Annotated in this window: 21 protein-coding genes; 18 read left to right on the top strand and 3 right to left on the bottom strand. The window is 68.9% G+C overall.

Translation table 11 applies throughout. The features are described 5' to 3' along the window. The first annotated feature begins 283 nt into the window (after positions 1-283). The 7 genes from BN948_RS23200 to BN948_RS23170 are packed head-to-tail and all read left to right on the top strand — an operon-like array spanning position 284 to position 7,351. Positions 284-1,324 carry a TRAP transporter substrate-binding protein gene (locus BN948_RS23200; protein ID WP_009516092.1) on the top strand — a complete coding sequence of 347 codons (1,041 nt, stop codon included), beginning with the start codon at positions 284-286 and terminating at the stop codon, positions 1,322-1,324. Between the two features lie 3 nt (positions 1,325-1,327). Continuing rightward, entirely contained in the window at positions 1,328-1,819 is a 492-nt protein-coding gene (locus BN948_RS23195; RefSeq protein ID WP_009516093.1) for a TRAP transporter small permease, read from the top strand. Position 1,820: 1 nt separating this feature from the next. After that, positions 1,821-3,128 carry a TRAP transporter large permease gene (locus tag BN948_RS23190; RefSeq protein WP_009516094.1) on the top strand — a complete coding sequence of 436 codons (1,308 nt, stop codon included), beginning with the start codon at positions 1,821-1,823 and terminating at the stop codon, positions 3,126-3,128. Further along, entirely contained in the window at positions 3,125-4,201 is a 1,077-nt protein-coding gene (locus BN948_RS25900) for a phosphotransferase family protein (RefSeq protein WP_009516095.1), read from the top strand. Before BN948_RS23190 ends, BN948_RS25900 begins: the two co-directional genes overlap by 4 nt. After that, on the top strand, positions 4,198-4,653 hold the full coding sequence (locus BN948_RS23180) for a hypothetical protein (protein ID WP_009516096.1): 456 nt from the start codon (positions 4,198-4,200) through the stop codon (positions 4,651-4,653). The genes BN948_RS25900 and BN948_RS23180 overlap by 4 nt, the downstream gene beginning before the upstream one ends. A 5-nt stretch (positions 4,654-4,658) precedes the next feature. Beyond that, the gene (locus tag BN948_RS23175) at positions 4,659-5,774 is read left to right on the top strand and encodes an Rv3169 family protein (protein WP_009516097.1); all 1,116 of its coding nucleotides are present in this window, start codon (positions 4,659-4,661) and stop codon (positions 5,772-5,774) included. Between the two features lie 23 nt (positions 5,775-5,797). Then, a complete protein-coding gene (locus BN948_RS23170; protein ID WP_009516098.1) occupies positions 5,798-7,351 on the top strand; it encodes an acyl-CoA synthetase in 1,554 nt (517 codons plus the stop codon). A gap of 446 nt (positions 7,352-7,797) precedes the next feature. Here the strand turns inward: BN948_RS23170 and BN948_RS23165 are convergent, their stop codons facing one another. Further along, a complete protein-coding gene (locus tag BN948_RS23165) occupies positions 7,798-8,424 on the bottom strand; it encodes a TetR/AcrR family transcriptional regulator (protein ID WP_009516099.1) in 627 nt (208 codons plus the stop codon). 94 nt (positions 8,425-8,518) lie between these two features. Here BN948_RS23165 and BN948_RS23160 point away from each other — a divergent pair, with 94 nt between their 5' ends. The 7 genes from BN948_RS23160 to BN948_RS25895 all read left to right on the top strand — a co-directional run bounded on the left by BN948_RS23160 (position 8,519) and on the right by BN948_RS25895 (position 16,509). Next, complete coding sequence (locus BN948_RS23160) at positions 8,519-9,787, top strand: NAD(P)/FAD-dependent oxidoreductase (RefSeq protein WP_009516100.1); 1,269 nt, start codon at positions 8,519-8,521, stop codon at positions 9,785-9,787. A 130-nt stretch (positions 9,788-9,917) separates the two neighbouring features. After that, positions 9,918-10,748 carry an ABC transporter ATP-binding protein gene (locus BN948_RS23155; RefSeq protein WP_050980583.1) on the top strand — a complete coding sequence of 277 codons (831 nt, stop codon included), beginning with the start codon at positions 9,918-9,920 and terminating at the stop codon, positions 10,746-10,748. After that, positions 10,745-11,536 (top strand): ABC transporter ATP-binding protein, encoded by a 792-nt coding sequence (locus tag BN948_RS23150; RefSeq protein WP_009516102.1) that lies wholly within the window; start codon positions 10,745-10,747, stop codon positions 11,534-11,536. The genes BN948_RS23155 and BN948_RS23150 overlap by 4 nt, the downstream gene beginning before the upstream one ends. Continuing rightward, entirely contained in the window at positions 11,529-13,388 is a 1,860-nt protein-coding gene (locus BN948_RS23145; RefSeq protein WP_009516103.1) for an AMP-dependent synthetase/ligase, read from the top strand. The genes BN948_RS23150 and BN948_RS23145 overlap by 8 nt, the downstream gene beginning before the upstream one ends. Beyond that, entirely contained in the window at positions 13,385-14,257 is an 873-nt protein-coding gene (locus tag BN948_RS23140) for a branched-chain amino acid ABC transporter permease (protein WP_009516104.1), read from the top strand. The genes BN948_RS23145 and BN948_RS23140 overlap by 4 nt, the downstream gene beginning before the upstream one ends. A 1-nt stretch (position 14,258) precedes the next feature. Further along, positions 14,259-15,305, top strand: coding sequence for a branched-chain amino acid ABC transporter permease (locus tag BN948_RS23135; RefSeq protein ID WP_009516105.1), 1,047 nt, complete (start codon positions 14,259-14,261; stop codon positions 15,303-15,305). Positions 15,306-15,354: 49 nt separating this feature from the next. Next, the gene (locus BN948_RS25895) at positions 15,355-16,509 is read left to right on the top strand and encodes an ABC transporter substrate-binding protein (protein WP_009516106.1); all 1,155 of its coding nucleotides are present in this window, start codon (positions 15,355-15,357) and stop codon (positions 16,507-16,509) included. Positions 16,510-16,851: 342 nt separating this feature from the next. On the opposite strand, the gene BN948_RS23125 is transcribed toward BN948_RS25895, so the two are convergent. Beyond that, a complete protein-coding gene (locus BN948_RS23125; protein WP_009516107.1) occupies positions 16,852-17,445 on the bottom strand; it encodes a TetR/AcrR family transcriptional regulator in 594 nt (197 codons plus the stop codon). Positions 17,446-17,596: 151 nt separating this feature from the next. Here BN948_RS23125 and BN948_RS23120 point away from each other — a divergent pair, with 151 nt between their 5' ends. The 4 genes from BN948_RS23120 to BN948_RS23105 are packed head-to-tail and all read left to right on the top strand — an operon-like array spanning position 17,597 to position 21,277. After that, entirely contained in the window at positions 17,597-18,760 is a 1,164-nt protein-coding gene (locus BN948_RS23120; protein ID WP_009516108.1) for an acyl-CoA dehydrogenase family protein, read from the top strand. A gap of 5 nt (positions 18,761-18,765) precedes the next feature. Next, on the top strand, positions 18,766-19,935 hold the full coding sequence (locus tag BN948_RS23115; protein WP_009516109.1) for a CaiB/BaiF CoA transferase family protein: 1,170 nt from the start codon (positions 18,766-18,768) through the stop codon (positions 19,933-19,935). After that, positions 19,932-20,471 (top strand): DUF2889 domain-containing protein, encoded by a 540-nt coding sequence (locus BN948_RS23110; RefSeq protein WP_009516110.1) that lies wholly within the window; start codon positions 19,932-19,934, stop codon positions 20,469-20,471. The genes BN948_RS23115 and BN948_RS23110 overlap by 4 nt, the downstream gene beginning before the upstream one ends. Then, positions 20,468-21,277, top strand: a complete 810-nt coding sequence (locus tag BN948_RS23105) for an enoyl-CoA hydratase-related protein (protein WP_009516111.1) — start codon at positions 20,468-20,470, stop codon at positions 21,275-21,277. The genes BN948_RS23110 and BN948_RS23105 overlap by 4 nt, the downstream gene beginning before the upstream one ends. Positions 21,278-21,312: 35 nt before the next feature. Here BN948_RS23105 and BN948_RS23100 read toward each other — a convergent pair. Then, positions 21,313-21,894, bottom strand: a 582-nt coding sequence (locus BN948_RS23100; RefSeq protein WP_035624155.1) for a sodium-dependent bicarbonate transport family permease, incomplete at its 5' end; no start/stop codon positions are given.

Genomic DNA, 21,894 nt, shown 5'->3' with positions numbered 1-21,894 from the left:
GGGCCGGGGGTGCGGGGGGGGGGGTTTCCCGGGGGGGGCCCCCCGCGCAGGGGGGACCACCGCAGTGAAGCCGCCACGGCCCTGTGCCCGCCCCTGACGCGCCAACCAAGCCTGCAACAAGAAAAACCTTCCGTCCGACCAACAGGGGAAACCCCAGGTAACACGGTCAATCAAACCCTTCTCATATACCGTCCCGTCGGACTATTATTAAAGCCGTGCAGCGCAGGCGCGTTCTGCGCGGTCCGTCAGCCCCGTCAGCCCCCGCAACCCTAGGAGACAAGACATGATTTCCCGCACCCGCCGCCTCGTCGGCGCCCTGGCGCTGATCGGTGCCTTCGCGGCCACCGCACCCGCGTCCGCACAGACCACCACCCTGAAGTACTCCAACTGGCTGCCCGCCGGCCAGGCCATGCGCGTCGAGGTCATCGAGCCCTGGATCGCCGAGGTGGAGAAGGTCACCGCCGGCCGCGTGAAGATCGACACCCTGCCCAAGGTGGTGGGCACGCTGCCCGCGCAGTTCGACGTGGCGCGCGACGGCCAGGCCGACCTGGTGGTCTTCATCCCCGGCTACACGCCCAACCGCTTCGACGTGCTCGAGGCGCTGCAGATGCCCTTCGTCAGCGACAACCCCGAGGTGCTCGCGCCCATCGCCGACCGCTTCTTCCGCAAGCACCTCGCGCAGTACGGCGAGTTCAAGGGTGTGCACCCGCTGTCGGTCTACGTGGTCTCGCCCGGGCAGCTCTTCAACAACAAGCGCGCCCTGCGCAGCATCGCCGACTTCAAGGGCCTGAAGTTCCGCAGTCCGCAGCCCAGCGCCACGCAGGCACTCACGCTACTGGGTGCCGTGCCGGTGAACAAGCCCGTGAGCGAGACCTACGAGCTGATGTCCTCCGGCGTGCTCGACGGTACCCTGATGCCGCCCGAATCCATCCCGGCCTTCAAGCTCAACGACCTGGTCTCGCACGCCACCATCGTGCCAGGCGCCATCTACAACACCGTGCTGGTGCTGGGCATCAATGAGGACAAGTGGAAGTCCATCAGCGCCGCGGACCGCGACGCCATCACGAAGATCAGCGGCGACGCCTTCGCCGCGAAGATCGGCGCCGCCTACGCCAAGGGTGACCGCGCGGCCTTCGACGGCCTGCGCAAGGCCGGCAAGAGCGTGGAGACCGCGTCCGCACCCCTGGTCGAGGAAATGAAGAAGGTGCTCGCGCCGGTCGAGAAGGACTGGATCGAAAAAGCGAAGAAGAAGGGTGTGGCCGATCCGCAGAAGCTGCTGGACGAGCTGCGCGCCGAGGTGGCCACCGCCACGCGCGGGAAGTAAGGCATGGCGCACGCACGGGAAGGCAGGGTCGAACGCGCGCTGAAGGCCGTCGGCACGCTGAGCCTGCTGGCCCTCATGCTCATCGTGTTCGTCGACGTGGCCGGCCGCAACCTCTTCAACAGCCCGCTGTTGTGGGGCACGGAGGTGATGGAGGTGCTGCTGGGCCTGATGGTGTTCGTGTTCTATCCCGTGCTGGCGCGCCGCCACGGCCACATCGTGGTGGACCTGGTGCCGGTGCCACGCGCGCTGCGCGGCTTCCAGCGCCTGCTGGCGGGCGCAGTCGGCGCGGCGCTGTTCGGCGTCATCGCCTGGACCTGCGGCCGCCAGGCCATCCGCTCCGCCGGTTATGGCGACGCCTCCGCCATCCTGGGCATTCCCACGGCCTGGGTGCTGTGGGGCATGGCCTTGCTCTCGTGCCTGAGCGCGATGATCTTCCTGGCGCAGGCGCTGGGCGCCTGGCGCCGGGAGGCCGTGCTCGCAGAGGAGGCGAACTGACATGCTCGCGCTCTCCATCGGATTCCTCGTCGCCTTCGCGCTGATCTTCCTGCAGGTGCCCATTGCCACCGCCCTCGGGCTCGTGGGCTTTGGTGGTGTGGTGCTGCTCAACGGCTGGACGCCCGCACTCAGCATGGCGGCCACCATCACGCGCGACAGCACCCTGGTGTACACGCTGATCGTCCTGCCGCTGTTCGTGCTCATGGGCAACCTGGTCGCGGGCGCCGGCATCTCGGGCGATCTGTTCCGCGCCGCGCAGGCCATGATCGGCCGCCGCCGCGGTGGCGTGGCCATGGCCACCGTCGCGGCCTGCGGCGCATTCGGCGCCATCTGCGGCTCCAGCGTGGCCACGGCGGCCACCATGGGCAAGGTAGCCATCCCCGAAATGCGCCGCCTGGGCTACGGCGACCGGCTCGCTTCCGCCGCGGTGGCGGCCGGTGGCACCCTGGGCATCCTGATCCCGCCCTCGGTGATCATGGTGGTCTATGGCGTGGCCACGCAGACGCACATCGGCAAGCTGTTCGCAGCCGGCATCGTGCCGGGGCTGATCGCCATGGTGGGCTACCTGCTGGCCGTGCGCTACGTGGTCTGGCGCGACCCGTCCCAGGCGCCCGTGCACACCGAGGGCGTGAAGATGGACGTGCGCCACCTGGTGCGCACGCTGTGGCCCGTGGTCGCCATCTTCGCCATCGTCATGGGCGGCATCTACGGCGGCCTGTTCACCTCGGTCGAGGCCTCGGGCATCGGCGCGGTGGCCGCGCTGCTGTTCGCGCTCACGCGTCACAACCTCACGCTGGCGCAGATCCGCCAGATCTTCGCGGACAGCGCCAGCACCTCGGCCATGATGTTCGCGATCATCCTGGGCGCGGCCCTGTTCGGTGAGTTTGTCAACATCACCGGCGTGCACGAAGGCCTGCTGGCCATGGTGCAGGGCAGTGGCCTCTCGCCCTTCGGCGTCATCCTGGTCATGGTGGCGGTCTACCTGGTGCTCGGCTGCGTGCTCGAGAGCCTGTCCATGATCCTGCTCACCGTGCCGATCTTCTTTCCCATCGTCACCGCGCTCGGCTACGACCCCGTGTGGTTCGGCATCCTCATCGTGGTGGTGGTGGAGATCGGCCTCATCACGCCCCCCATTGGGGTCAACCTCTTCGTGATTCGGTCCGTAACGCCGGACATGGCCATGGGTTCGGTGGTGCGCGGCGTGCTGCCCTTCATCACCGCCGACCTGCTGCGCGTGCTGCTCATCGCCAGTGTGCCCGCGCTGAGCCTGTGGCTGCCCAACCTTCTCTTCAAGAGCACCGGCGGATGAACGCACCCAGCCTGGACCTGTCGGCGGACACCCTGAGCCGCCGGCTCGGTCCCTTTCTCTCCCGGGCGCTGCAGCGCCCGCTGCGCCTGGACGGCTGGCGCCGTTTTCCCGCGGGTTTCTCGTGGATCACCCTGGGCGTACGCGCCACGCCCGATGGTGGCGGCGAGGCGATTGATCTGATCCTGCGCATCGGCGACCCGCGCGGCCTGCTCGCGCCCTACCGCGCCGAGCCCGAGTTCCGCGCGCTGGAGGCCCTGCAGGGCCTGGCCGCCTTGCCGGTGCCGCGCGTCTTCGCCTTCAGCGACGACCCCTCGGTGATCGGCGCGCCGTTCCTCGTCACCGGCCGCGTGGACGGCGACACGCCCATGCCCTGGAAGGGCGCGGCCGAGGCGCGCGGCGAAGCACGCAACGCGAGCCTTGCGCAGGACTTCACCGACGGCCTGGCCGCGCTGCACGGCGTGGACTGGCGAGCCACGCCGCTCCAACGGCTGTGGGGCGAGGTCGACGCCGCCAGCGTGGCGCGCGAGCAGACCCTGTACTGGTGGCGCCACGCCGGCTTCGCCGACGACGCCACGAAGGCGCCGCCGCAGATGCACCACGCCATGCGCTGGCTGTTGCGCCACGCGCCCACCGCGCCGCGCGTGGTCATCGTGCACGGCGACTACCGCGTGGGCAACTTCCTGCAGCAGGACGGGCGCATCACCGCCGTGCTTGATTGGGAGCTGGTGCACGCGGGCGACCCGCACGAGGACCTGGCCTGGGCCGCGCTGCGCGTGTTCTCCGGCGGCACCGGCCGCGTCGGCGGCATCATGGACCGCGCGGCCTTCACCGAGCGCTACGCGCACCAGGCCGGCTTCACGCCCGACCCGGTGGCCTGGCGCTACTACGAGGTGCTGGGCCTGTACAAGAGCGCGTCCATGCTGCTGAGCGCCGCGCAGCGCGTGGAGAGCGGGCGCGCGCAGGACGTGCGCATGGCCTCCATGGGCTTTCAGGTCGCGTCCACCCTGCTTGAACTCAACCGCCTGATGGCCGAGGCCGCCAGCGAGGCGCGCGGCGTGGAGTTGGCTTCATGAACACGGACCTTGCCCGATTGATCGAGGCCCTGCGCCGAACGCTCAATGACGCGGTGGCACCCGAGCTCAGCAGCGACTTCGCGCGCGGCCAGCTCGCCGCCGTGCACGACATCCTCGGCAAGCTCGCCGGCATGACCGTCTGGGACCCGGGCGCCTTGCAGGCACAGGCCCGTGCGCTGATCGACGGCAACCAGCGCTTCGCCGAGCGCGCCGCGCGAGCCGGTGTGGCGCTGCCGGCGGGCGACGACGCCACTGACCTGGACGCCGCCCAGGCGCGCACGCGCGCCCTCACCGACTGGCTCGACGAACAAGGCCCTTCGCTGTCGCCCGAGCTCGCGGCCGAGCTCGACGCCATCCTGCGCCAGGCCCTGCGCGAGCAACTGCGCGTGGAACGCCAGCGCATCCCCCTCACCGACTTCAGCGCCATGACGGCCGCTGCCCCCAAGGACTGATCTTCATGCTAACCCCCCAGGACGACCTGCCCGGCCACCAGACGCCCGGCACCTTCGCGCAGGCCGGCAACGGCGACCCGCGCTTCACCGAGCGCTGGTGGTACACCGCGCACCCCATCGACGGCCGGCCGCTGCTGCTGGACATCGGCTTCGGCTACTACCCCAACCGCGGTGTCATGGACGCCTTTGCGGGCGTGACCGTGGGACGCACGCAATACAACTTCCGCGCCTCGCGCCAACTGGGCACCAACCCGCTGGAGATGGCGGTCGGTCCGCTGCGCCTGGACATCTCGCCTGCCGAGGGCGTGCACCGCCTGCGACTGAAGGACAACGCATCGGGCCTGGCCTTCGAACTTCAGTTCGAGGCCTGTCTGCCCGCCGCGCAGGAAAAGCAGAGCCGGCGCGAGCGCGATGGCGTGGTGGAAGAGGACCTCGCGCGCGTCACGCAGTTCGGCCGTTGGCGCGGGTGGTTGCAGGTCAACGGCGAGCGGCATGCGCTCGAGCCCGCCACCTGGTGGGGCCAGCGCGACCGGTCCTGGGGCGTGCGCTCCGAGATGCGCACCGACTGGGCCTCGCCGCCCATGCAGACGCACAAGAAGTTCTTCTGGACCTGGTCCATGCTGCAGACCGAGTCCCTGGGTGTGTGCCTGTTCCTCAAGGAACGGGAGCCGGGCCAGCCGTTCTACCTGTCGGGCGCGGAGTTCCAGCGCCAGGCCGATGGGCGCGTGGTGGAGCGCGAGATCACCGGCGTCGAGCACGAGCTGCAGTGGGCCGACGACCCCCTGGGACAGACCCTGGCCGGTGGCGAACTGCGCCTGCGCTTTGAGCACGGCGCGCCGCGCGTGCTGCGCCTGGAGCCGCTGCCCACGCGCTTCTACCTCAAGGGCGGGCTCTACGGTGGCTACGACGGCTGGAACCACGGCGACGACAAGGGCGCCTACGCCGAAGGGCACGACGCCTGGAACCTGGACGACCCGCTCACGCGCGAACGCGCCCGCACCTTGGGCGACCATGTGCTGCGCGTGCACACCGACGGTGAAAGCGGCATCGGCATCAGCGAATACGGCGTGGCCGCCGGGTACCCGAAGTACCCACTGCCGCAGAAGCATCCGGCGCTATAAAGCCAGGAGCAGGAGACAGGAACATGCAACTCACACAGGCGCTCACGCGGGCGGTGCAGACGCGCCACCGCTTCCCCGCGACCATCTACCAGAACCGCCAGCGCAGCTGGGCCGAGGTGGGTGAGCGCGTGCCCCGCCTGGCCGCCGGCCTGCGCGCGCTGGGCCTGCAGCCGGGCGAGCGCCTGGCCGTGCTCGCCTTCAACAGCGACAACTACATCGAGCTCTTCTTCGCCGCCGCCTGGGCCAATCTGGTCATCGTGCCGCTGAACACGCGCTGGGCCATCCCCGAAAACGTCTACAGCCTGAAGGATGCCGGTTGCGCGGGCCTGGTGGTGGACGACGGCTTCGCGGCGCAGGTGCCGCAGCTGCTCGAGGGACACCCCATGGCCCACGTGGTGCACATGGGCGACCAGCCCACGCCGGCCGGCATGCACGGCCACGAGGCGCTGATCGCGCACACACCGCCCATGGCCGACGAGTGCGGTCGCGACGACGACCTGTGCGGCATCTACTACACGGGTGGCACCACCGGCCACCCCAAGGGCGTGATGCTCTCGCACAAGAACTTCATCGCCGCGTCCATCAACTGGATCGCGACGCTGCACTTCTCGGACCAGACACGCTACATGCACTCGGCGGGCCTGTTCCACCTGGCCGGCGCGTCCCCGGCCTTCGCGCTCACGCTGGCCGGCGGCACGCACGTGTGCCTGCCCAAGTTCGACGCGGTGCTGGCCTTCGAGGCCATCCAGACGCACCAGGTCAACTACGTGCTGTTCGTGCCGACCATGATCAACATGATGTTGAACCACCCGGACTTCGACCGCTACGACCTCACCAGCGTGCGCTACTGCGAGTACGGCGCCTCGCCGATCCCCGACGCGGTGCTGGCCGCCGCGATCGACAAGTTGCCGAGCTGGGAGTTCATCCAGGGCTACGGCATGACAGAGACCGCCGCGCTGACGGTGAGCCTGCCCTGGCGTTACCACTTCGACGGCGAGCACGGCCCGCACAAGCGCCACGCCGCCGGCCGCGCGGCCTATGGCGTGGACGTGAGGATCGTGGACCCCGACGGGAAGGAACTGCCGCGCGGCACGCCGGGCGAGATCGCCGTGCGTGGCGCGCAGGTGATGCTGGGCTACTGGAACAAGCCGGAGGCCACGGCCGCCGCCATCCGCGATGGCTGGATGCACACCGGCGATGGCGCCTGGATGGACGAGGACGGTTTCATCACCATCGTCGACCGGGTGAAGGACATGATCATCAGCGGGGGAGAGAACATCTACTCGCGCGAGGTGGAGAACGCGGTGCACGCGCACCCGGCGGTGCGGGAGTGCGCGGTGATCGGCGTGCCGGACGAGAAGTGGGGGGAGGCGGTGATGGCGGTCGTCGCGCTGAAGGACGGGCAGTCGGTGAGTGAGCAGGAGATCATCGACCACTGCCGCCGGCTCATCGCCAACTACAAGTGTCCGCGCCGGGTGGAGTTCCGCGAAGCACTGCCGCTGTCGGGGGCGGGGAAGATCATGAAGAACGTGTTGCGGGAGCCTTACTGGAAGGGGAAGGGGCGGTCGGTGAACTGATGTGGGGTGGGTGGGCGTTGCATTTCATGCCCTTGCTTCGCGAGGGCCGCTGGTGTGTGTGCCCGTTCTCCGGCCCACGCTCGCGCAGAAGCGCCCAGGTTCACCACCGGGCCTGCGTCACCACCGCTGTTGGCACGCCCCCTCTGAGGCAAGCGCGAATGGGGCCTGCGCCCGGGCACCCACACCATCGACCCCAGTGGCGGACTGGCCGGCCAAAGAAGACCGGATTCCCTTCGTGACCCCGAATTTCTCGTGGCGTGCCTGTGCGTCACTCTCGACGGATGGTGGGGTTCGCGGGCGCAGGCCCCATTCGCGCTTGCCTCAGAGGGGGCGCGCAAACCACGGGGGTGACGCAAGCCGTGTTCGAGCGCCTGTACACCTCTGCGCGAGCGTGGGCCGGAGAACGCGGACCACGCCAGCCGTCAGCGCGAGGTCTCAACGAGAAGTCAGCACGACGACGCAGAACGAAATGCGCCCAGTTCTTCCGCCTTGAAGCCGTGAACGAACAGGTGCGAGATGCGCGCCGCCAGTTCCTTCGGCCCGATGTCCCCCGAAGGCCGGTACCAGCTGAAGGTCCAGATCATCATGCCGAAGAGCAGCAGCGCGTAGGGCTTGCGCACACGCGCCGTGTTCATCAGGCCGGGGTTGATCTCCTCCAGCAGGCCGTTGAGCAACTCCGTCATGCTGCTCTCCAGCGAACGGATCGTCTTCAGCTCCGCGCGCGGCAGGTACTTCAGGTCGTTCATCAGGATGATGTGCTCGTCACGCTCGCGCGCCGCGCCTTGCATGAAGCTCTCCACGAACTGCTGGAACCGCGCCTCCGCCGGCAGCGGCTGCTCCACGATGCGGACCAGATCCGCCGCCTGCCGCGTGATGTGGTCGTGCACGATGGCGTAGAGCAGCTCTTCCTTGCTGGGGAAGTAGTGGTAGATGTGCGACTTGGAGGTGCCGCAGGCCTTGGCCACGTCCTGCATAGTCGCCTGGTCGAAGCCCTTGCGCGCGATCAGCGCGGCCGCCTTGTCCAGGATCGTGGCCTTCTTGTCCTCGTAGTCGTCCGCCCTGGTTCTCGTCATCGATTTCTCCTTGCGTTCAGGTTCGAAGCTGTTTATATTTAGACCGACGAGTCGGACTATATATTGACCTGGATCAAACTTTGTCAGGGTAAGCATGGAGACTTCGGACCAACACCTGCTGATCGTCGGCGCGGGCCACGCGGGCAGCGAGCTCGCCGTGTCGGCGCGCCAGAACGGCTGGGCCGGGCGCATCACGCTGCTGGGCGACGAGCCCGCGCTGCCTTACCACCGGCCACCCTTGTCCAAGGCCTGGCTGGCCGGCCAGGTCGATGAGGACGGCCTGCTGCTGCGTCCGCGCAGCGCCTACGAAACGGCCCGCGTGGAACTGGTGAGCGGCGCGCGCATGGAAGCCATCGACCGCGCGAACCGGCGCATCGCGCTGGCGGACGGCACGTCGATGGCCTACGACAAGCTCGCGCTGTGCACCGGCGGTCGGCCCCGTCCCCTGTCCTGCGCTGGACTGGTGCCGGGCGCGCGTCCGCGCAATCTGCACTACCTGCGCACCATGGCCGACGCCGAGGGAATACGCGCGCAGCTGACCCCCGGCGCGCGCGTGCTCATCATCGGCGGCGGCTACGTGGGCCTGGAGGTGGCGGCCTCCGCGCGCGGCCTGGGCGCCGAAGTGACGCTGCTGGAGTTGCAGGACCGCGTGCTCGCGCGCGTCGCGGGTCCCGAGGTCTCGGCCTTCTACGAACGCGTGCACCGCGCGGCCGGCGTGGACCTGCGCACGGGCACTCAGGTGGCCTCGGTGGAGGTGGACGGCGACGCGATCCGTGCCGTGGTCTGCCGCGACGGCACGCGCCTGCCGGTGGACCTGGTGGTCGCTGGCCTGGGCATGCTGGTCAACGTCGAAGCCGCGCGCGTGGCGGGCATCGCAGAAGAGGGCGGCATTCCAGTGGATGAACTCTCGCGCACGCGCGATCCGCACATCGTGGCCGCGGGCGACTGCACGCTGCAGTTCAACAGCCTCTATGGCCGCGAGCTGCGCATCGAATCGGTGCCCAATGCGCTGGAGCAGGCGCGCGCGGCGGGCTCGTGGCTGGGCGGCAAACCCAAGCCCCACCGCGCCGTGCCCTGGTTCTGGTCCGACCAGTACGGGCTCAAGCTGCAGATGGCGGGCCTGTCGCAGGGGTACGAGCGCTGCGTGCTGCGCGGCGATCCGGACACGCGCTCGTTCAGCGCCTTCTATGTGGACGGCGAGCGCCTGCTCGCCATGGACGCCGTCAACCGCCCCGCCGACTTCATGCTGGCCAAGCGCGCGCTGGCGCAGGTGTGCACGGTGGACGTGGAGCGCCTGGCCGACGAGGCCGTGCCGCTGAAAGAGCTGCTGCACAGCGCGCCGGTGGTGGCCCCGGCCATTTAGGGAAATCCCCAGGGATTCGAACGGAACGAAGCACCATAATCCGCCTCAATTAAAGACCGACGCGACGGACTAATTATTAAGGAGTGGCCGCCGAAGCGCTGCGATGCGCGAGGGCGGAACAGTGACATTCATGACACCCACCATCGCCACCAGCGCGGCGCCACCGCCCGCGCTGGCCATCCACAACATCCAGGTCGTCTACGGCGGCGCCATCGAGGCCGTGCGCGACGTCTCGCTCGAGGTGCGCCCGGGCCAGATCGTGGCCCTGCTGGGCTCCAACGGCGCGGGCAAGTCCACCGTGCTCAAGGCCGTCTCGGGCGTGCTCGACGCCGAAGACGGCGTGATCGAGAAGGGCAGCATCCTGCTCAACGGCCGCGCGGTCGAGAAGGACCCGGCGCCCGCCATCGTGCGCCAGGGCATGGTGCAGGTGCCCGAGGGCCGGCGCCTGTTCCAGACGCTCACGGTGGACGAGAACCTCATCACCGGCGCGCACCTGCAGAGCGCCGCGAAGCTGGCGCAGGCGCGCGACTTCGTCTTCAGCCTGTTCCCGCGCCTGGCCGAGATGCGCCAGACCACGGCGGGTTACCTCTCGGGTGGCGAGCAGCAGATGGTGGCCATCGGCCGCGCGCTGATGAGCCAGCCGAAGATCCTCGCGCTCGACGAGCCCTCGCTGGGCCTGGCGCCGCTGGTGGTGAGCGAGATCTTCCGCTGCATCCAGACCCTGCGCGAGACCACGGGCCTGACCATCCTGCTGGTCGAGCAGAACGCCAGCCGCGCGCTGGCCATCGCCGACTACGCCTACATCATGGAGAACGGCCGCGTGGTGATGGACGGCACCAGCGAGCAACTGCGCCGCAACGCCGACGTGCGCGAGTTCTACCTGGGCTTGAGCTCGCAGCCCGGCCGCACCAGCATGAAAGACGTGAAGCACTACAAGCGCCGCAAGAGGTGGCTGTCATGAGCGCTGTGCAGCAGACCCCCGTGCTCGAGGCCACGCGCATCTCCAAGCGCTTCGGCGGCGTGAAGGCCGTCAACGACGTGAGCCTGAAGGTGATGCCGGGCGAGATCGTGAGCCTGATCGGCCCCAACGGCGCAGGCAAGACGACCACCTTCAACCTGGTGAGCGGCGTGCTGCCGCCCAGTGACGGCCAGATCCGCTTCCAGGGCCGCGACACCGCGGGCTTGAAGTCCCATCAGTTCGCGCGTCTGGGCATCGGCCGCACCTTCCAGAACCTGGCGCTGTTCCGCCACGGCACGGTGGTGGAGAACCTGCTCGTGGGCCGCCACATCCACTTCCGCTACCCGGTGTGGGAATCGCTGGTGTACTGGGGCCGTTCGCGCCGCGAGGAGATCGCCGCGCGCGAGAAGGTCGAGCAGGTCATCGAGTTTTTGGAGATCGAGGAACTGCGCGACAAACCCGTGAGCCAGCTCGCCTACGGCCAGCAGAAGCGCGTGGAACTGGGCCGCGCCCTGGCCTGCGAGCCCAGCCTGTTGCTGCTCGACGAGATCGTGGCGGGCATGAACCGGGAAGAGAAGGAAGACATCGCGCGCTTCACGCTCGACATCCGCGACGAGTTCGGTATCGCGGTGCTCATGATCGAACACGACATGCAGGTGGTGATGGACCTGTCCGACCGCGTCTACGTGCTGGACTTCGGCTGCCTGATCGCCGAAGGCACGCCGGCCGAGGTGGCCGCCAACCCCGCCGTGCTGGCGGCGTACCTGGGTGAGGAGGGTGCCCATGCTTGAGCACGACACCCTGCTGCGCGGTGAAGGCACGCTGCCCGGCCTGTTGCGCCACCGCGCCAAGGAGCGCGGCGACCAGGTGGCCCTGCGCGAAAAGGTGCAAGGCATCTGGCGCGGGCGCACCTGGGCCGACTACTACCGCGACGCGCGCCGCACCGCGCTGGGCCTCATGAAGCTCGGCCTGCAGCGTGGCGACCGCATCGTCATCGCGGCCGAGGACATCCCCGAGTGGTTCTACGCCGACCTGGGCGCCCAGATGCTGGGCGTGCAGGTGGTGGGCATCTACCCCACCAACCCCTGGGCCGAGGTGCTCTACATCGCGGGCCACTGCCAGGCCAAGGTGGCCATCACCGGTGACCAGGAGCAGACCGACAAGGTGCTCGACGCGATGAAGGAGGGCGCGGGCCTGCCGCACCTGCAGCACCTCTTCTGCGTCGACATGAAGGGCTTGCGCCGCTACGCACCGGGGCAGCCGCACAGCTTCGAGCACCTGATGGCGCTGGGCGACCAGCTCGCGCAGGAAGACCCGCTGGCCGAGCAGCGCCTGGACCAGAGCATCGATGCGCTGGTGCCCGACGACGTGAACATCCTGGTCTACACCTCGGGCACCACCGGGCCGCCCAAGGGCGCGATGCTCACGCACCGCAACTTCATCTTCGCCGCCTACTCCTACGCCGCCGCGCGCGACATGGTGGGCAAGCGATTCGAGTCGGTCTGCTACCTGCCGCTGTGCCACGTGGCCGAGCGCGGCTACTCCACGGTGCTGCACCTGCTCACCGGTGGCACGGTGAACTTCGCGGAATCCATTGACACGGTCTCGGCCAACATCCGCGAGATCGCGCCCACCTTCTTCCTCGGCGTGCCGCGCATCTGGGAAAAGCTGCAGCAGCACTTCGAGTTCCGCATGAAGGACAGCGGGCGCGTGCAGCGCTGGCTCTACCGCGTGGGCATGAAGCGCGGGCGCGCGCTGTCGGACCGGCGGGCCGAGCACGGGCGCCTGGTGAAGCTTGGCGACCGGATCGAGTTCGGCGTCTGGTACGCCTTGCTGTTTCGCAACATGCAGCGCCACATGGGCCTGAACCGCACGCACACCCGCATGTGCGGCGGTGCTTCGGTCTCGCCCGAGACGCTGAAGTTCTTCGACATCATCGGCCTGCCGGTGGGCCAGGGCTACGGCCTCACCGAGGCGGGCGGCCTGGCCTTCGTGCAGGTGCCGGGCCGGCCCTTCGTGTCCGGCAGTTGCGGGCCTGCGATGCCGGGCGTGGAGTGGAAGCTCGGCGAGGACGGCGAGGTCTTCGTGCGTTCCCCCGGCGTGTTCCGGGGTTACCTGTTCGACGACAAGGGCACGCAGGACATCCTGGCCGCCGACGGCTGGCTGGCCAGCGGCGACATCGTCGAGGTGCGCGCGCAGGACGAGATCGCCGTGGTCGACCGCAAGAAGGCCATCATCATCACCAGTGGCGGCAAGAACATCGCGCCGTCCGAGATCGAGAACGCGCTCAAGGACAGCCCGTTCGTGCGCGAGGCCATCGTCGTCGGCGAGGGCCGCAAGTTCCTCGGTGGCCTGATCCAGATCGATTTCGACAGCGTGGGCCGCTGGGCCGCCGAGCGAGACCTGCAATACACCACCTTCAAGTCGCTCACTCAGATGGGCGAGGTGATGGAACTCATCCAGCAGGTGGTGGACGAGGTGAACGCGAAGTTCGCCCGCGTCGAGAACATCCGCAAGTTCGTGCTCCTGGAAAAGGAGCTGGACCACGACGACGGCGAGCTTACGGCCACGCAGAAGGTGCGCCGCGGCCTCATCAACAAGAAGTTCGCGCGCGAGCTCGAACAGATCTACGGCGCGTCATGAACTACTTCATCGAACTGGTCGTCTCCGGGCTGGCCATCGGCGCGATCTATGGCCTGGTGGCCATGAGCTTCGCGGTCATCTTCAAGGCCACCGGCATCGTCAACTTCGCGCAGGGCGAAATGGGCATGCTCACCGCTTACACCTCCTGGTCCATCGCCACCGCGCTGGGCACCGACGCGGTCTCCACCATCCTGGTGTCGGTGGCCGTGGGCGCGGCCCTGGGCCTCATCTGCGAGCGCCTGATCATGCGCCCCATGCTCGGCGAGCCGGTGCTGTCGGTGGTGCTGGTGACCGTGGGCCTGGCCGTGGTGCTGCGCGCCCTGGTCACGCTGATCTGGGGCGCCGCGCCGCACAAGTTCGCCGTCGAGGGCGCCGACACCATCGTGGACCTGGGGGGCATCGGCCTGCGCGCGGGGCAGATCACGGTGATCGTGGTGCTGCTCATCGCCATCGCGGGCTTCTGGTTCTTCCTGCGCCACAGCCGCTTCGGCGTGGCCATGCGCGCCGTGGCGTCCGACGAGAAGACCGCGCGCCTGATGGGCGTGTCCACCGCGCGCGTGCAGGCCGTGGCCTGGGCTTCGGCGTCGGGTCTGGCCGGCCTGGCCGGTGCCTTCTTCGCGGTCATCTACGGCCTGGCGCCCACCATCTACGAGATCGGCCTCAAGGCCTTCCCCGCCACCGTGCTGGGCGGCTTCGACTCGGTGCTGGGCTCGGCCTTCAGCGGCCTGTTCATCGGCGTGCTGGAGAACCTGGTGGGCGGCTACCTGCCCAGCACGCTCAAGGAGATCGCGGGCTTCGTGCTGATCCTGGTGGTGCTCATGGTGCGGCCCTTCGGGCTGTTCGGCGAAAAGCGGATCGAGAGGGTCTGAGATGCGCAGCGGTTTCTTCAAGCAAGGCTATGGCGAGCTGGTCGTCCTGACGGACTCACCCGCGGTGAAATGGTGGACGGCGGCGCTGCTGGTCGTGATGGCGCTGGCGCCCTTCGTGCTCGGCAACTTCCTGCTCTCACACCTCACCATCATCCTGTTCACCACCGTGGGCGCGCTGGGCTTGATGGTGCTGACGGGTTTCACCGGGCTCATTTCGCTCGGCCACGTGGGCTTCCTCATGCTCGGTGGCTACGCGTATGCCATCGCGGTCACGCGCTGGGGCCTGCCGCCGGAGATCGCGCTGGTGCTGTCTGCCGTGCTGCCCGCGCTGTTCGGGCTCATCGTGGGCATCCCCTCGCTGCGCCTGCACGGCCTGTACCTGGCCATCACCACGCTGGCCTTCGCGCACATCGTGAGCGCGGCCATCCTGGCCGGCGGAGAACTCACCGGCGGTGGCAGCGGCATCATGGTCGAGCGGCCCGTGGTGCTGGGCATGGACCTCTCCAGCGACCGCGCCTTCTACTGGTTCTGCCTGGGCGTGTGCGCGCTGGCCGTGCTGCTGGTGCTGAACCTGCGGCGCTCCTACGTGGGCCGCGCCCTGGTGGCCGTGCGCGACAACGACATCGCCGCGCGCACCATGGGCATCAGCCTGGTGCACTACAAGCTGCTGGCCTTCCTCATCAGCGCCGCGCTCACCGGCCTGGCGGGTGGGCTCATGGCCATCTACATGAGCTTCGTCTCGGTCGAGGGCTACCCCTTCCTGCTCAGCATCGAAGCCCTGGCCATCGTCATCGTGGGCGGCATCGGCTCGGTGCTGGGCGCGGTGCTCGGCACGGTGTTCATCGTGACGCTGCCCGAGGTCTTCGCCAGCCTCATGTCCTTCCTCGGCGGGCGCCTGGCCGAGACCATGACCACCAGCGCGCACGAGGTCAAAACCATCCTCTACGGCATCGCGATCATCGCCTTCCTGCGCTTCGACCCGCGCGGCCTGCGCGGCATCTGGCACGACCTGCGCCACACCTGGGTGCACTGGCCTCTTCGTTATTGATTCCCCCCCGACGGCTTCGGCCACAGACCATCCACAGGAGACAGACAGCATGAACAAGAGACTCACCGCCCTTGCCCTCGGCCTGCTGGCCGCCGGCGTCACCTTCCAGGCCGCTGCGCAGCAGGGCGTCACCGACACGGAGATCGTGATCGGCGACATCCTGCCGCTGACCGGCCCGCCCGCGCTGCTGGGCGTGGCGCACAACCTCGGCGTGAAGGCCGCCGTGGCCGAGGCCAACGCGGCCGGCGGCATCAACGGCCGCAAGCTGCGCCTCATCTCGGAAGACGACGGCTACGTGCCCTCGCGCACCATTCAGGGTGTGCGCAAGCTGATCAACAGCGACAAGATCTTTGCCTTCACCTCCATCTCGGGCACCGCGCAGGCCCAGGCCGCCATGCCGCTGATCAAGCAGACCGGCATCCCGGCGATGGCGCCCATCACCACCTACGAAGGCCTGTACCAGCCCACGATCAAGAACGTGTTCGCCGTGGGTTACGACATGCGCCAGGCGGTGTATGAGCTGGTGTCGCAGATGGCGGACCGCTACCCGAACAAGAAGTGGGCCGTGATCTCGCAGGACGACGACTACGGCCAGAACGTGCGCGACGGTTTCGAGCGCGCGGCCAAGGAGAAGAAGCTGCAGGTCGTCTCCAGCCAGATCTTCAAGAAGGGTCAGTCCGACTTTTCCTCGGAGATCCTCAAGGTGAAGCAGGCGGGTGCGGAGGCGCTGATGGCCGGTGGCGTGCTGGGTGAGAACGTCACCATGACGAAGGAGCTGGAGCGCATCGGCCACAAGATCCCCGTGGGCGTGACCTACGTGTCGCGCGTGCCCGCCAGCGCCAAGATGATGGGCTCGGCCGGCGAGAACGTGTACACGGTGGACTACGTGTATCTGGAGAGCTCACCCGAGGCCAAGGGCTTCATGGGCAAGCTGGAGCAGCACCTCTCGGCCGAGGAGCGCGCGCGGGTGAACCGCTACACCTTCACGGGGTATTCGGCGGCGCGGGCGCTGTTCGCGGCGATGGACAAGTGCGGCAAGGCGCTGACCTGGGACTGCACGAACGCCGAGCTGGCGAAGCTGAAGAACCTGGAGACGGGGGCGATGACGCCGATCAGCTTTGCTGCGGATGACCACCTGGCGGCGCCGAAGCTGTTTTTGCTGAAGGCGGATCCGGCGGCTACGACCTACAAGCTGGTGCAGTGAGGCTTGGGTATTTGTTTCAAGGGGACTTCGGGTCCCCTTTTTTTCGCCGGCTGAAGCGGTTGGCGGCGACCGGTGTCCGGCTCCGCGACTGTCCCCCGGATCGGAGCGCTGGCGCGCTCCGATCCTCCTCCTTTATGTCGCTGCGCCGGACACCGGTCACCACCAACCTGTCGGCACGCGAACGACTGTCTGCTCGACCGCTACTTCAGCTTGCGGGTGATGGGTGCTCCACGCAGGGACATAAAGGAGGAGGATCGGCGTAGCCGGTCCGGGGGACAGTCCCGGAGTGGAGCACCCATCGGCCGCGAGCGTGCGCGAGGTGCAACGAGAGAAATCCCCAACTCAAGCCTTCTCAGCCAGAAACCCCTTGAGGAACAACCGCGCAAGCCGGTCGCAGAGTTCCTGAGGCTTCACTTCGCCGGAGGGCTTGTACCAGAAGTCCGTCCAGTTCAGCATGCCCAGCAGCATCATGGTGTAGGGCTTGTACACCGGCTCCGGCAGATCGGGGTTGAGGTCGTGCAACAGCCGCGCCACCAGCTCGGTGAGTTGGCGCTGCAGGTTGATCAGCGGCGTCTGCTTGGCCTTGGGCAGAAACTTCACGTCGTTCATGGCCACCATGTGCCGCCGCCGCGACTGCGCCGACTTCTGCGTGTACGCCTCCACCACCATCTGCAGCCGCTCGCGCCCGCTGGCCTTGCTCGCCAGCGCCTCCTCCATCGCGCCGATCAGCCGCTGCAGGTGCTCCTGCAACATCGCGAACAGCAGGTCGTCCTTCGTCGGGAAGTAGTGGTACAGCATCGACTTCGTCGCGCCGCAGGCCTTGGCCACGTCCTGCATCTTGGCGGCCGGGTAGCCTTCCTTGGCGAAGATGGCCGCTGCCGCGTCCATGATGGCCTGGGCCTTGGTTTCGTAATCGTCGGAACGGATGCGCGGCATGTGTCCTCTCCTCAAGGCGGGCTTCTCAGGGCGGCGGAAGTGTAGCAAGGCGCCTTGCAGGCCTCGGCTTCCGCCCATAAAATAAACCGACACGCCGGACTATGAATAAGAAAAGTCCCGCATCCCTTGACCCGCATCAACGCCGCTTCACATGACCGAATTCGAATTCCTCGAACCCGACTTCCTCGACGAAGACCTGCGCATGGTGCGCGACCAGGTGCGCCGCTTCTCGAAGGAACGCATCGTGCCTTTCGCCGACGCCTGGGAGGCCTCGGGCGAGATCCCGCGCTCACTGTTCCGTGAGTTGGGCGAGCTCGGCTTCCTCGGCATGCGCCACCCGGTGGAATACGGCGGCGGCGGTCTGGGGGCGCTGTCCTCGGTGGTGCTGGGCGAGGAGCTCGCGCGCTCGGGCTACGGCGGCGTGGCCTCGGCGCTCACGGTGCACAGCGACATGTCGATCAGCCACATCGCGCACCGCGGCTCGCACGAACAGAAGCAGAAGTACCTGCCCGACGCCTGCGCCGGCCGCAAGGTGGGCGCGGTCTGCGTGACCGAGCCCGGCGCCGGCTCCGACGTGGCCGGCCTGCGCACGCGCGCGGTGCGCACGGCCGACGGCGGCTGGCTCCTCAGCGGCTCCAAGACCTTCATCACCAATGGCGTGCACGGCGACATCTACATCGTGGCCGCGCGCACCGACCCCGAGGCCAAGGGCAGCCGCGGCATCTCGATGTTCATCGTGGACAAGGACAACCCCGGCCTGAAAATCACGCGCCAGTTCGAGAAGCACGGCTGGCGTTCGTCCGACACGGCCGAGCTGTTCTTCGACGACCTGAAGCTGCCCGCCGATGCGCTGCTCGGCGAGGAGGGCAAGGGCTTCTATTACATCGTCAGCACCTTCCAGAACGAGCGCCTGGTGGTGGGCGCGCTGGTGTCGGGCACCTGCGCGCGCGCCATCGAACTCACGGTGGACTACGTGCGCCAGCGCCAGGCCTTCGGCAAGTCGCTGTGGGACCAGCAGGTGGTGCGCAACAAGCTGGCGTGGATGGCGTCCAAGGCGGCGGCCGTGCGCGCACTCACCTACCAGTGCGCGCAGATGATCGACGAGGGCAAGGACACGGTGCGCGAGGTCTCCATGCTCAAGGCCTTCGGCGCCGAGACCCTGCAGGAGGTGGTGCACACCTGCCTGCAGTTGCACGGCGGCACGGGTTTCATCATCGGCACGCCGGTGGAGCGCATGGCGCGCGACGCGCGCATCCTCACCATCGGCGGCGGCGCCACCGAGGTGATGCTGGAAGAAGTCGCCAAGCGCATGTGATCGCCATGCCCGGACCGCTCGCCCATCTCACCGTCATCGAACTCGCGGGCATCGGCCCCGGGCCCTTCGCCTGCATGCTGCTGGCCGACCTGGGCGCCACCGTCATTCGCGTGGACCGCCTGCCGGGGCCGCCGTCGCGTGGTGGCCTGGAAGACCTGATGCGCAACGACGGCATCGTGGACCGCGGACGCCGCTCGATCGCGGTGAACATGAAGGACCCGCGCGGCGTCGAGGCCGTGCTCAGGCTGGTGGACAGTGCCGACGTGCTGATCGAGGGCTTTCGCCCCGGCGTGGCCGAGAAGCTGGGCCTGGGGCCCGAGGTCTGCCGCGCGCGCAACGCCCGCCTGGTCTACGGCCGCATGACGGGTTGGGGCCAGCGCGGTCCCTTGTCGCAGGCGGCGGGACACGACCTCAACTACATCGCGCTCAGCGGCGCGCTGCACGCCATGGGCCCGGCCGACCGGCCGCCCGCGCCACCCCTGAACCTGGTGGGTGACTACGGCGGTGGCGGCATGCTGCTGGCGGTGGGCGTGCTGGCCGCGCACGCCGAGGCGCAGCGGTCTGGCCAGGGCCAGGTGGTGGACGCCGCCATGACCGATGGCGCCGCGCTGCTGATGGCCGCGCAGTACGGGTTGATGGCCAAGGGCTTCTGGCAGGACCGGCGCGAGAGCAACTTCCTCGATGGCGCGGCGCATTTCTACGGCACCTACGAATGCGCCGACGGGCGCTTCGTCTCCATCGGCGCCATCGAGCCGCAGTTCTACCAACAGCTGCTGGCGCTGTGCGGCATCGACGACCCGGGTTTCCAGAAGCAGTGGGACAGCGGCGAATGGCCGATGCTGCGCAGCCAGCTCGAGGCGCTGTTTCGCACCCGCACGCGCGACGACTGGTGCGCGCTGCTCGAAGGCACCGACGTGTGCTTCGCGCCGGTGTTGTCGATGAAGGAGGCGCCTGCGCACCCGCACAACGCCGCGCGCGGCACCTTCGTGCAGGCCGATGGCGTGGTGCAGCCTGCGCCGGCGCCACGCTTCGACCGCACGCCGGCGCAACTGCCGCCGCGAGCGCCCCTGGTGGGCGCCGACACGCGCGCGCTGCTCGCTCGGGCGGGTTATGCCGTCGCGGACATCGAGGCCTTGTGCGCCGCCGGCGTGGTGCACGCGGGAGAAGCTGCGTGAGCGAGCGCCGCGCGTTGCACCTGCGCCGCATCCAGTGCGAGGCCTTCGAGCGCCCCGACGGCCTCATCGACCTCGACGGACTGCTCATCGACACCAAGCCCGTGCCGCTGCAACTCGTCAACCGCGAGGTGCCGGCCGGCGAGGCCATCCACCAGATGCGCGTGCGCCTGACCATCGACCGCGAACGTTTCATCGTCGATGCCCGCGCATCCAGCGACCACACGCCCTACCCGGACTGCCGCGAGGTCGAGGCCGCCTACCGCCAGCTCGTGGGCCTGCGCATCGAACCGGGCTTCACCATGGCCGTCAAGCGCCTGTTCCGCGGCACGGCCGGCTGCACCCACATGACCGAGCTGCTGCCGACCCTGGCCAGCACCGCCTTTCAGGTGCTGTGGGCCGACGGCGATTTCGGTGGCGCGGACGAAGCGGGCCACCCCGCCCGCACCACGCCCCTGGGTGGCTGCCACGCGCTGCGCCTCGACGGCCGCGTGGTGCGCACCTACTTCAGCGATCCCGGCAAGGCCCCATCGACATGAACGACCCGGTTCTCTTCACCGTGCGCGATGGCATCGCCACGCTCACGCTCAACGAAGGCGACCGCCTCAACCCGCTGACGCCCGCGCTGCAGCAGGGCGTGCTGGACGCCTTGCGCCGCGTGCGCGAAGACAAGGCCATCCGCGCGCTCATCCTCACCGCCACCGGCCGCGCCTTCTGCGTCGGTGCCGACCTGGCCGACTTCAGCGAGCGCGCCAGGGACCCCGCGCGCGGGTCCCTGGGCACGCAGGTGGGCCACATGCTGGACGAGACCGGCAACCCCATGGTCGCGGAGCTGCGCTCGCTGCCGGTGCCCGTGGTGTGCGCGGTCAATGGCGTGGCCGCGGGCGGCGGCGTGGGCCTGGCCCTGGCGGCCGATGTGGTGGTCGCGGCGCGCTCGGCCTACTTCTACCTGCCCTTCGTGCCGGCGCTGGGCGCCGTGCCCGACATGGGCGCGAGCTGGGCCCTGCCGCGCGCCGTGGGCCGCGCCCGCGCCCTGGGCCTGGCCCTGCTGGGCGACAAGCTGGACGCGCCGCGCGCCGCCGACTGGGGCCTGGTCTGGGCCTGCGTGGACGACGGCGCCTTGATGGAAGAAGCGTGGACCCTGGCCACGCGCCTGGCCGCCATGCCCGCGCACGCCGTCGCCGAGGCGCGCGCGCTGTTCGCCGCCAGTGAACGCAACAACCTCGCGCAGCAGCTCGCGCTGGAGCGCGAGCGCCAGGCCGAACTGATCGATGGCGAGGCCTTCGCCGAGGGCATGCGCGCCTTCATCGAACGGCGGCCACCGGTGTTCCGCGGGCGCGGCTGAGCGCCACGCGTCGCGCGTCGCACGGCCACACCGGCTCAGAGCGTCCCGGCCATCCAGGTGTAGAGCGGAATGCCGAGCAGGATGTTGAACGGAAAGGTCAGGCCCAGCGACAGGCCCAGGTAGAGCGAGGGGCTGGCCTCGGGCACGGCGTGCCGCAGCACCGCAGGCACCACGATGTAGGACGCGCTCGCGCTCAGCACCATCAACAGCGCCGTGTCGGCGGTGGACAGGCCGAGCAGCTTCGCCAGGCCCAGGGCGATCAGGGCGTGCACCAGCGGGCCGAGCACCGCATAGGCCAGCAGCACCGGCGAGGCGCGCCGCGCGTCGCCGAAGTTGCGCGCCACCAGCAGACCCATGTCCAGCAGGAAGAAGGCCAGCAGCCCCTTGAACAGATCCCCCGCGAAGGGCTGCATCACGGCCTTGCCGGCCTCGCCGCTGAGGCAGCCCACCACCAGCGAGCCGAGCAGCAGCAGCTGCGCACCCCCGGTGAAGGACTCCCGCAGGATGCCACCCAGCGGCGGGCCACCGGCGGCGGGCAGGCCCGACGCGCGGCCTGCCCGCCGCCCACCACCACCAGCACCGCCCGCGAGGCCCTGCGCGCCGCGTTGGCCAGCAGG

The sequence above is a fragment of the Hydrogenophaga intermedia genome (genome assembly GCF_000723405.1).
Taxonomy (GTDB): Bacteria; Pseudomonadota; Gammaproteobacteria; order Burkholderiales; family Burkholderiaceae_C; genus Hydrogenophaga; species Hydrogenophaga intermedia.
This window is presented reverse-complemented; position numbering and strand designations above follow the sequence as displayed.

Excerpts from the sequence above, each read along its gene's own strand:
- BN948_RS23115 (WP_009516109.1), top strand. The coding sequence starts at position 18,766 with ATGCCCGGACCGCTCGCCCATCTCACCGTCATCGAACTCGCGGGCATC.
- BN948_RS23155 (WP_050980583.1), top strand. The coding sequence starts at position 9,918 with ATGACACCCACCATCGCCACCAGCGCGGCGCCACCGCCCGCGCTGGCC.
- BN948_RS23120 (WP_009516108.1), top strand. The coding sequence starts at position 17,597 with ATGACCGAATTCGAATTCCTCGAACCCGACTTCCTCGACGAAGACCTG.
- BN948_RS23135 (WP_009516105.1), top strand. The coding sequence starts at position 14,259 with ATGCGCAGCGGTTTCTTCAAGCAAGGCTATGGCGAGCTGGTCGTCCTG.
- BN948_RS23150 (WP_009516102.1), top strand. The coding sequence starts at position 10,745 with ATGAGCGCTGTGCAGCAGACCCCCGTGCTCGAGGCCACGCGCATCTCC.
- BN948_RS23170 (WP_009516098.1), top strand. The coding sequence starts at position 5,798 with ATGCAACTCACACAGGCGCTCACGCGGGCGGTGCAGACGCGCCACCGC.
- BN948_RS23190 (WP_009516094.1), top strand. The coding sequence starts at position 1,821 with ATGCTCGCGCTCTCCATCGGATTCCTCGTCGCCTTCGCGCTGATCTTC.
- BN948_RS23175 (WP_009516097.1), top strand. The coding sequence starts at position 4,659 with ATGCTAACCCCCCAGGACGACCTGCCCGGCCACCAGACGCCCGGCACC.
- BN948_RS23200 (WP_009516092.1), top strand. The coding sequence starts at position 284 with ATGATTTCCCGCACCCGCCGCCTCGTCGGCGCCCTGGCGCTGATCGGT.
- BN948_RS23140 (WP_009516104.1), top strand. The coding sequence starts at position 13,385 with ATGAACTACTTCATCGAACTGGTCGTCTCCGGGCTGGCCATCGGCGCG.
- BN948_RS25900 (WP_009516095.1), top strand. The coding sequence starts at position 3,125 with ATGAACGCACCCAGCCTGGACCTGTCGGCGGACACCCTGAGCCGCCGG.
- BN948_RS23125 (WP_009516107.1), bottom strand. The coding sequence starts at position 17,445 with ATGCCGCGCATCCGTTCCGACGATTACGAAACCAAGGCCCAGGCCATC.
- BN948_RS23180 (WP_009516096.1), top strand. The coding sequence starts at position 4,198 with ATGAACACGGACCTTGCCCGATTGATCGAGGCCCTGCGCCGAACGCTC.
- BN948_RS25895 (WP_009516106.1), top strand. The coding sequence starts at position 15,355 with ATGAACAAGAGACTCACCGCCCTTGCCCTCGGCCTGCTGGCCGCCGGC.
- BN948_RS23195 (WP_009516093.1), top strand. The coding sequence starts at position 1,328 with ATGGCGCACGCACGGGAAGGCAGGGTCGAACGCGCGCTGAAGGCCGTC.
- BN948_RS23145 (WP_009516103.1), top strand. The coding sequence starts at position 11,529 with ATGCTTGAGCACGACACCCTGCTGCGCGGTGAAGGCACGCTGCCCGGC.
- BN948_RS23165 (WP_009516099.1), bottom strand. The coding sequence starts at position 8,424 with ATGACGAGAACCAGGGCGGACGACTACGAGGACAAGAAGGCCACGATC.
- BN948_RS23105 (WP_009516111.1), top strand. The coding sequence starts at position 20,468 with ATGAACGACCCGGTTCTCTTCACCGTGCGCGATGGCATCGCCACGCTC.
- BN948_RS23160 (WP_009516100.1), top strand. The coding sequence starts at position 8,519 with ATGGAGACTTCGGACCAACACCTGCTGATCGTCGGCGCGGGCCACGCG.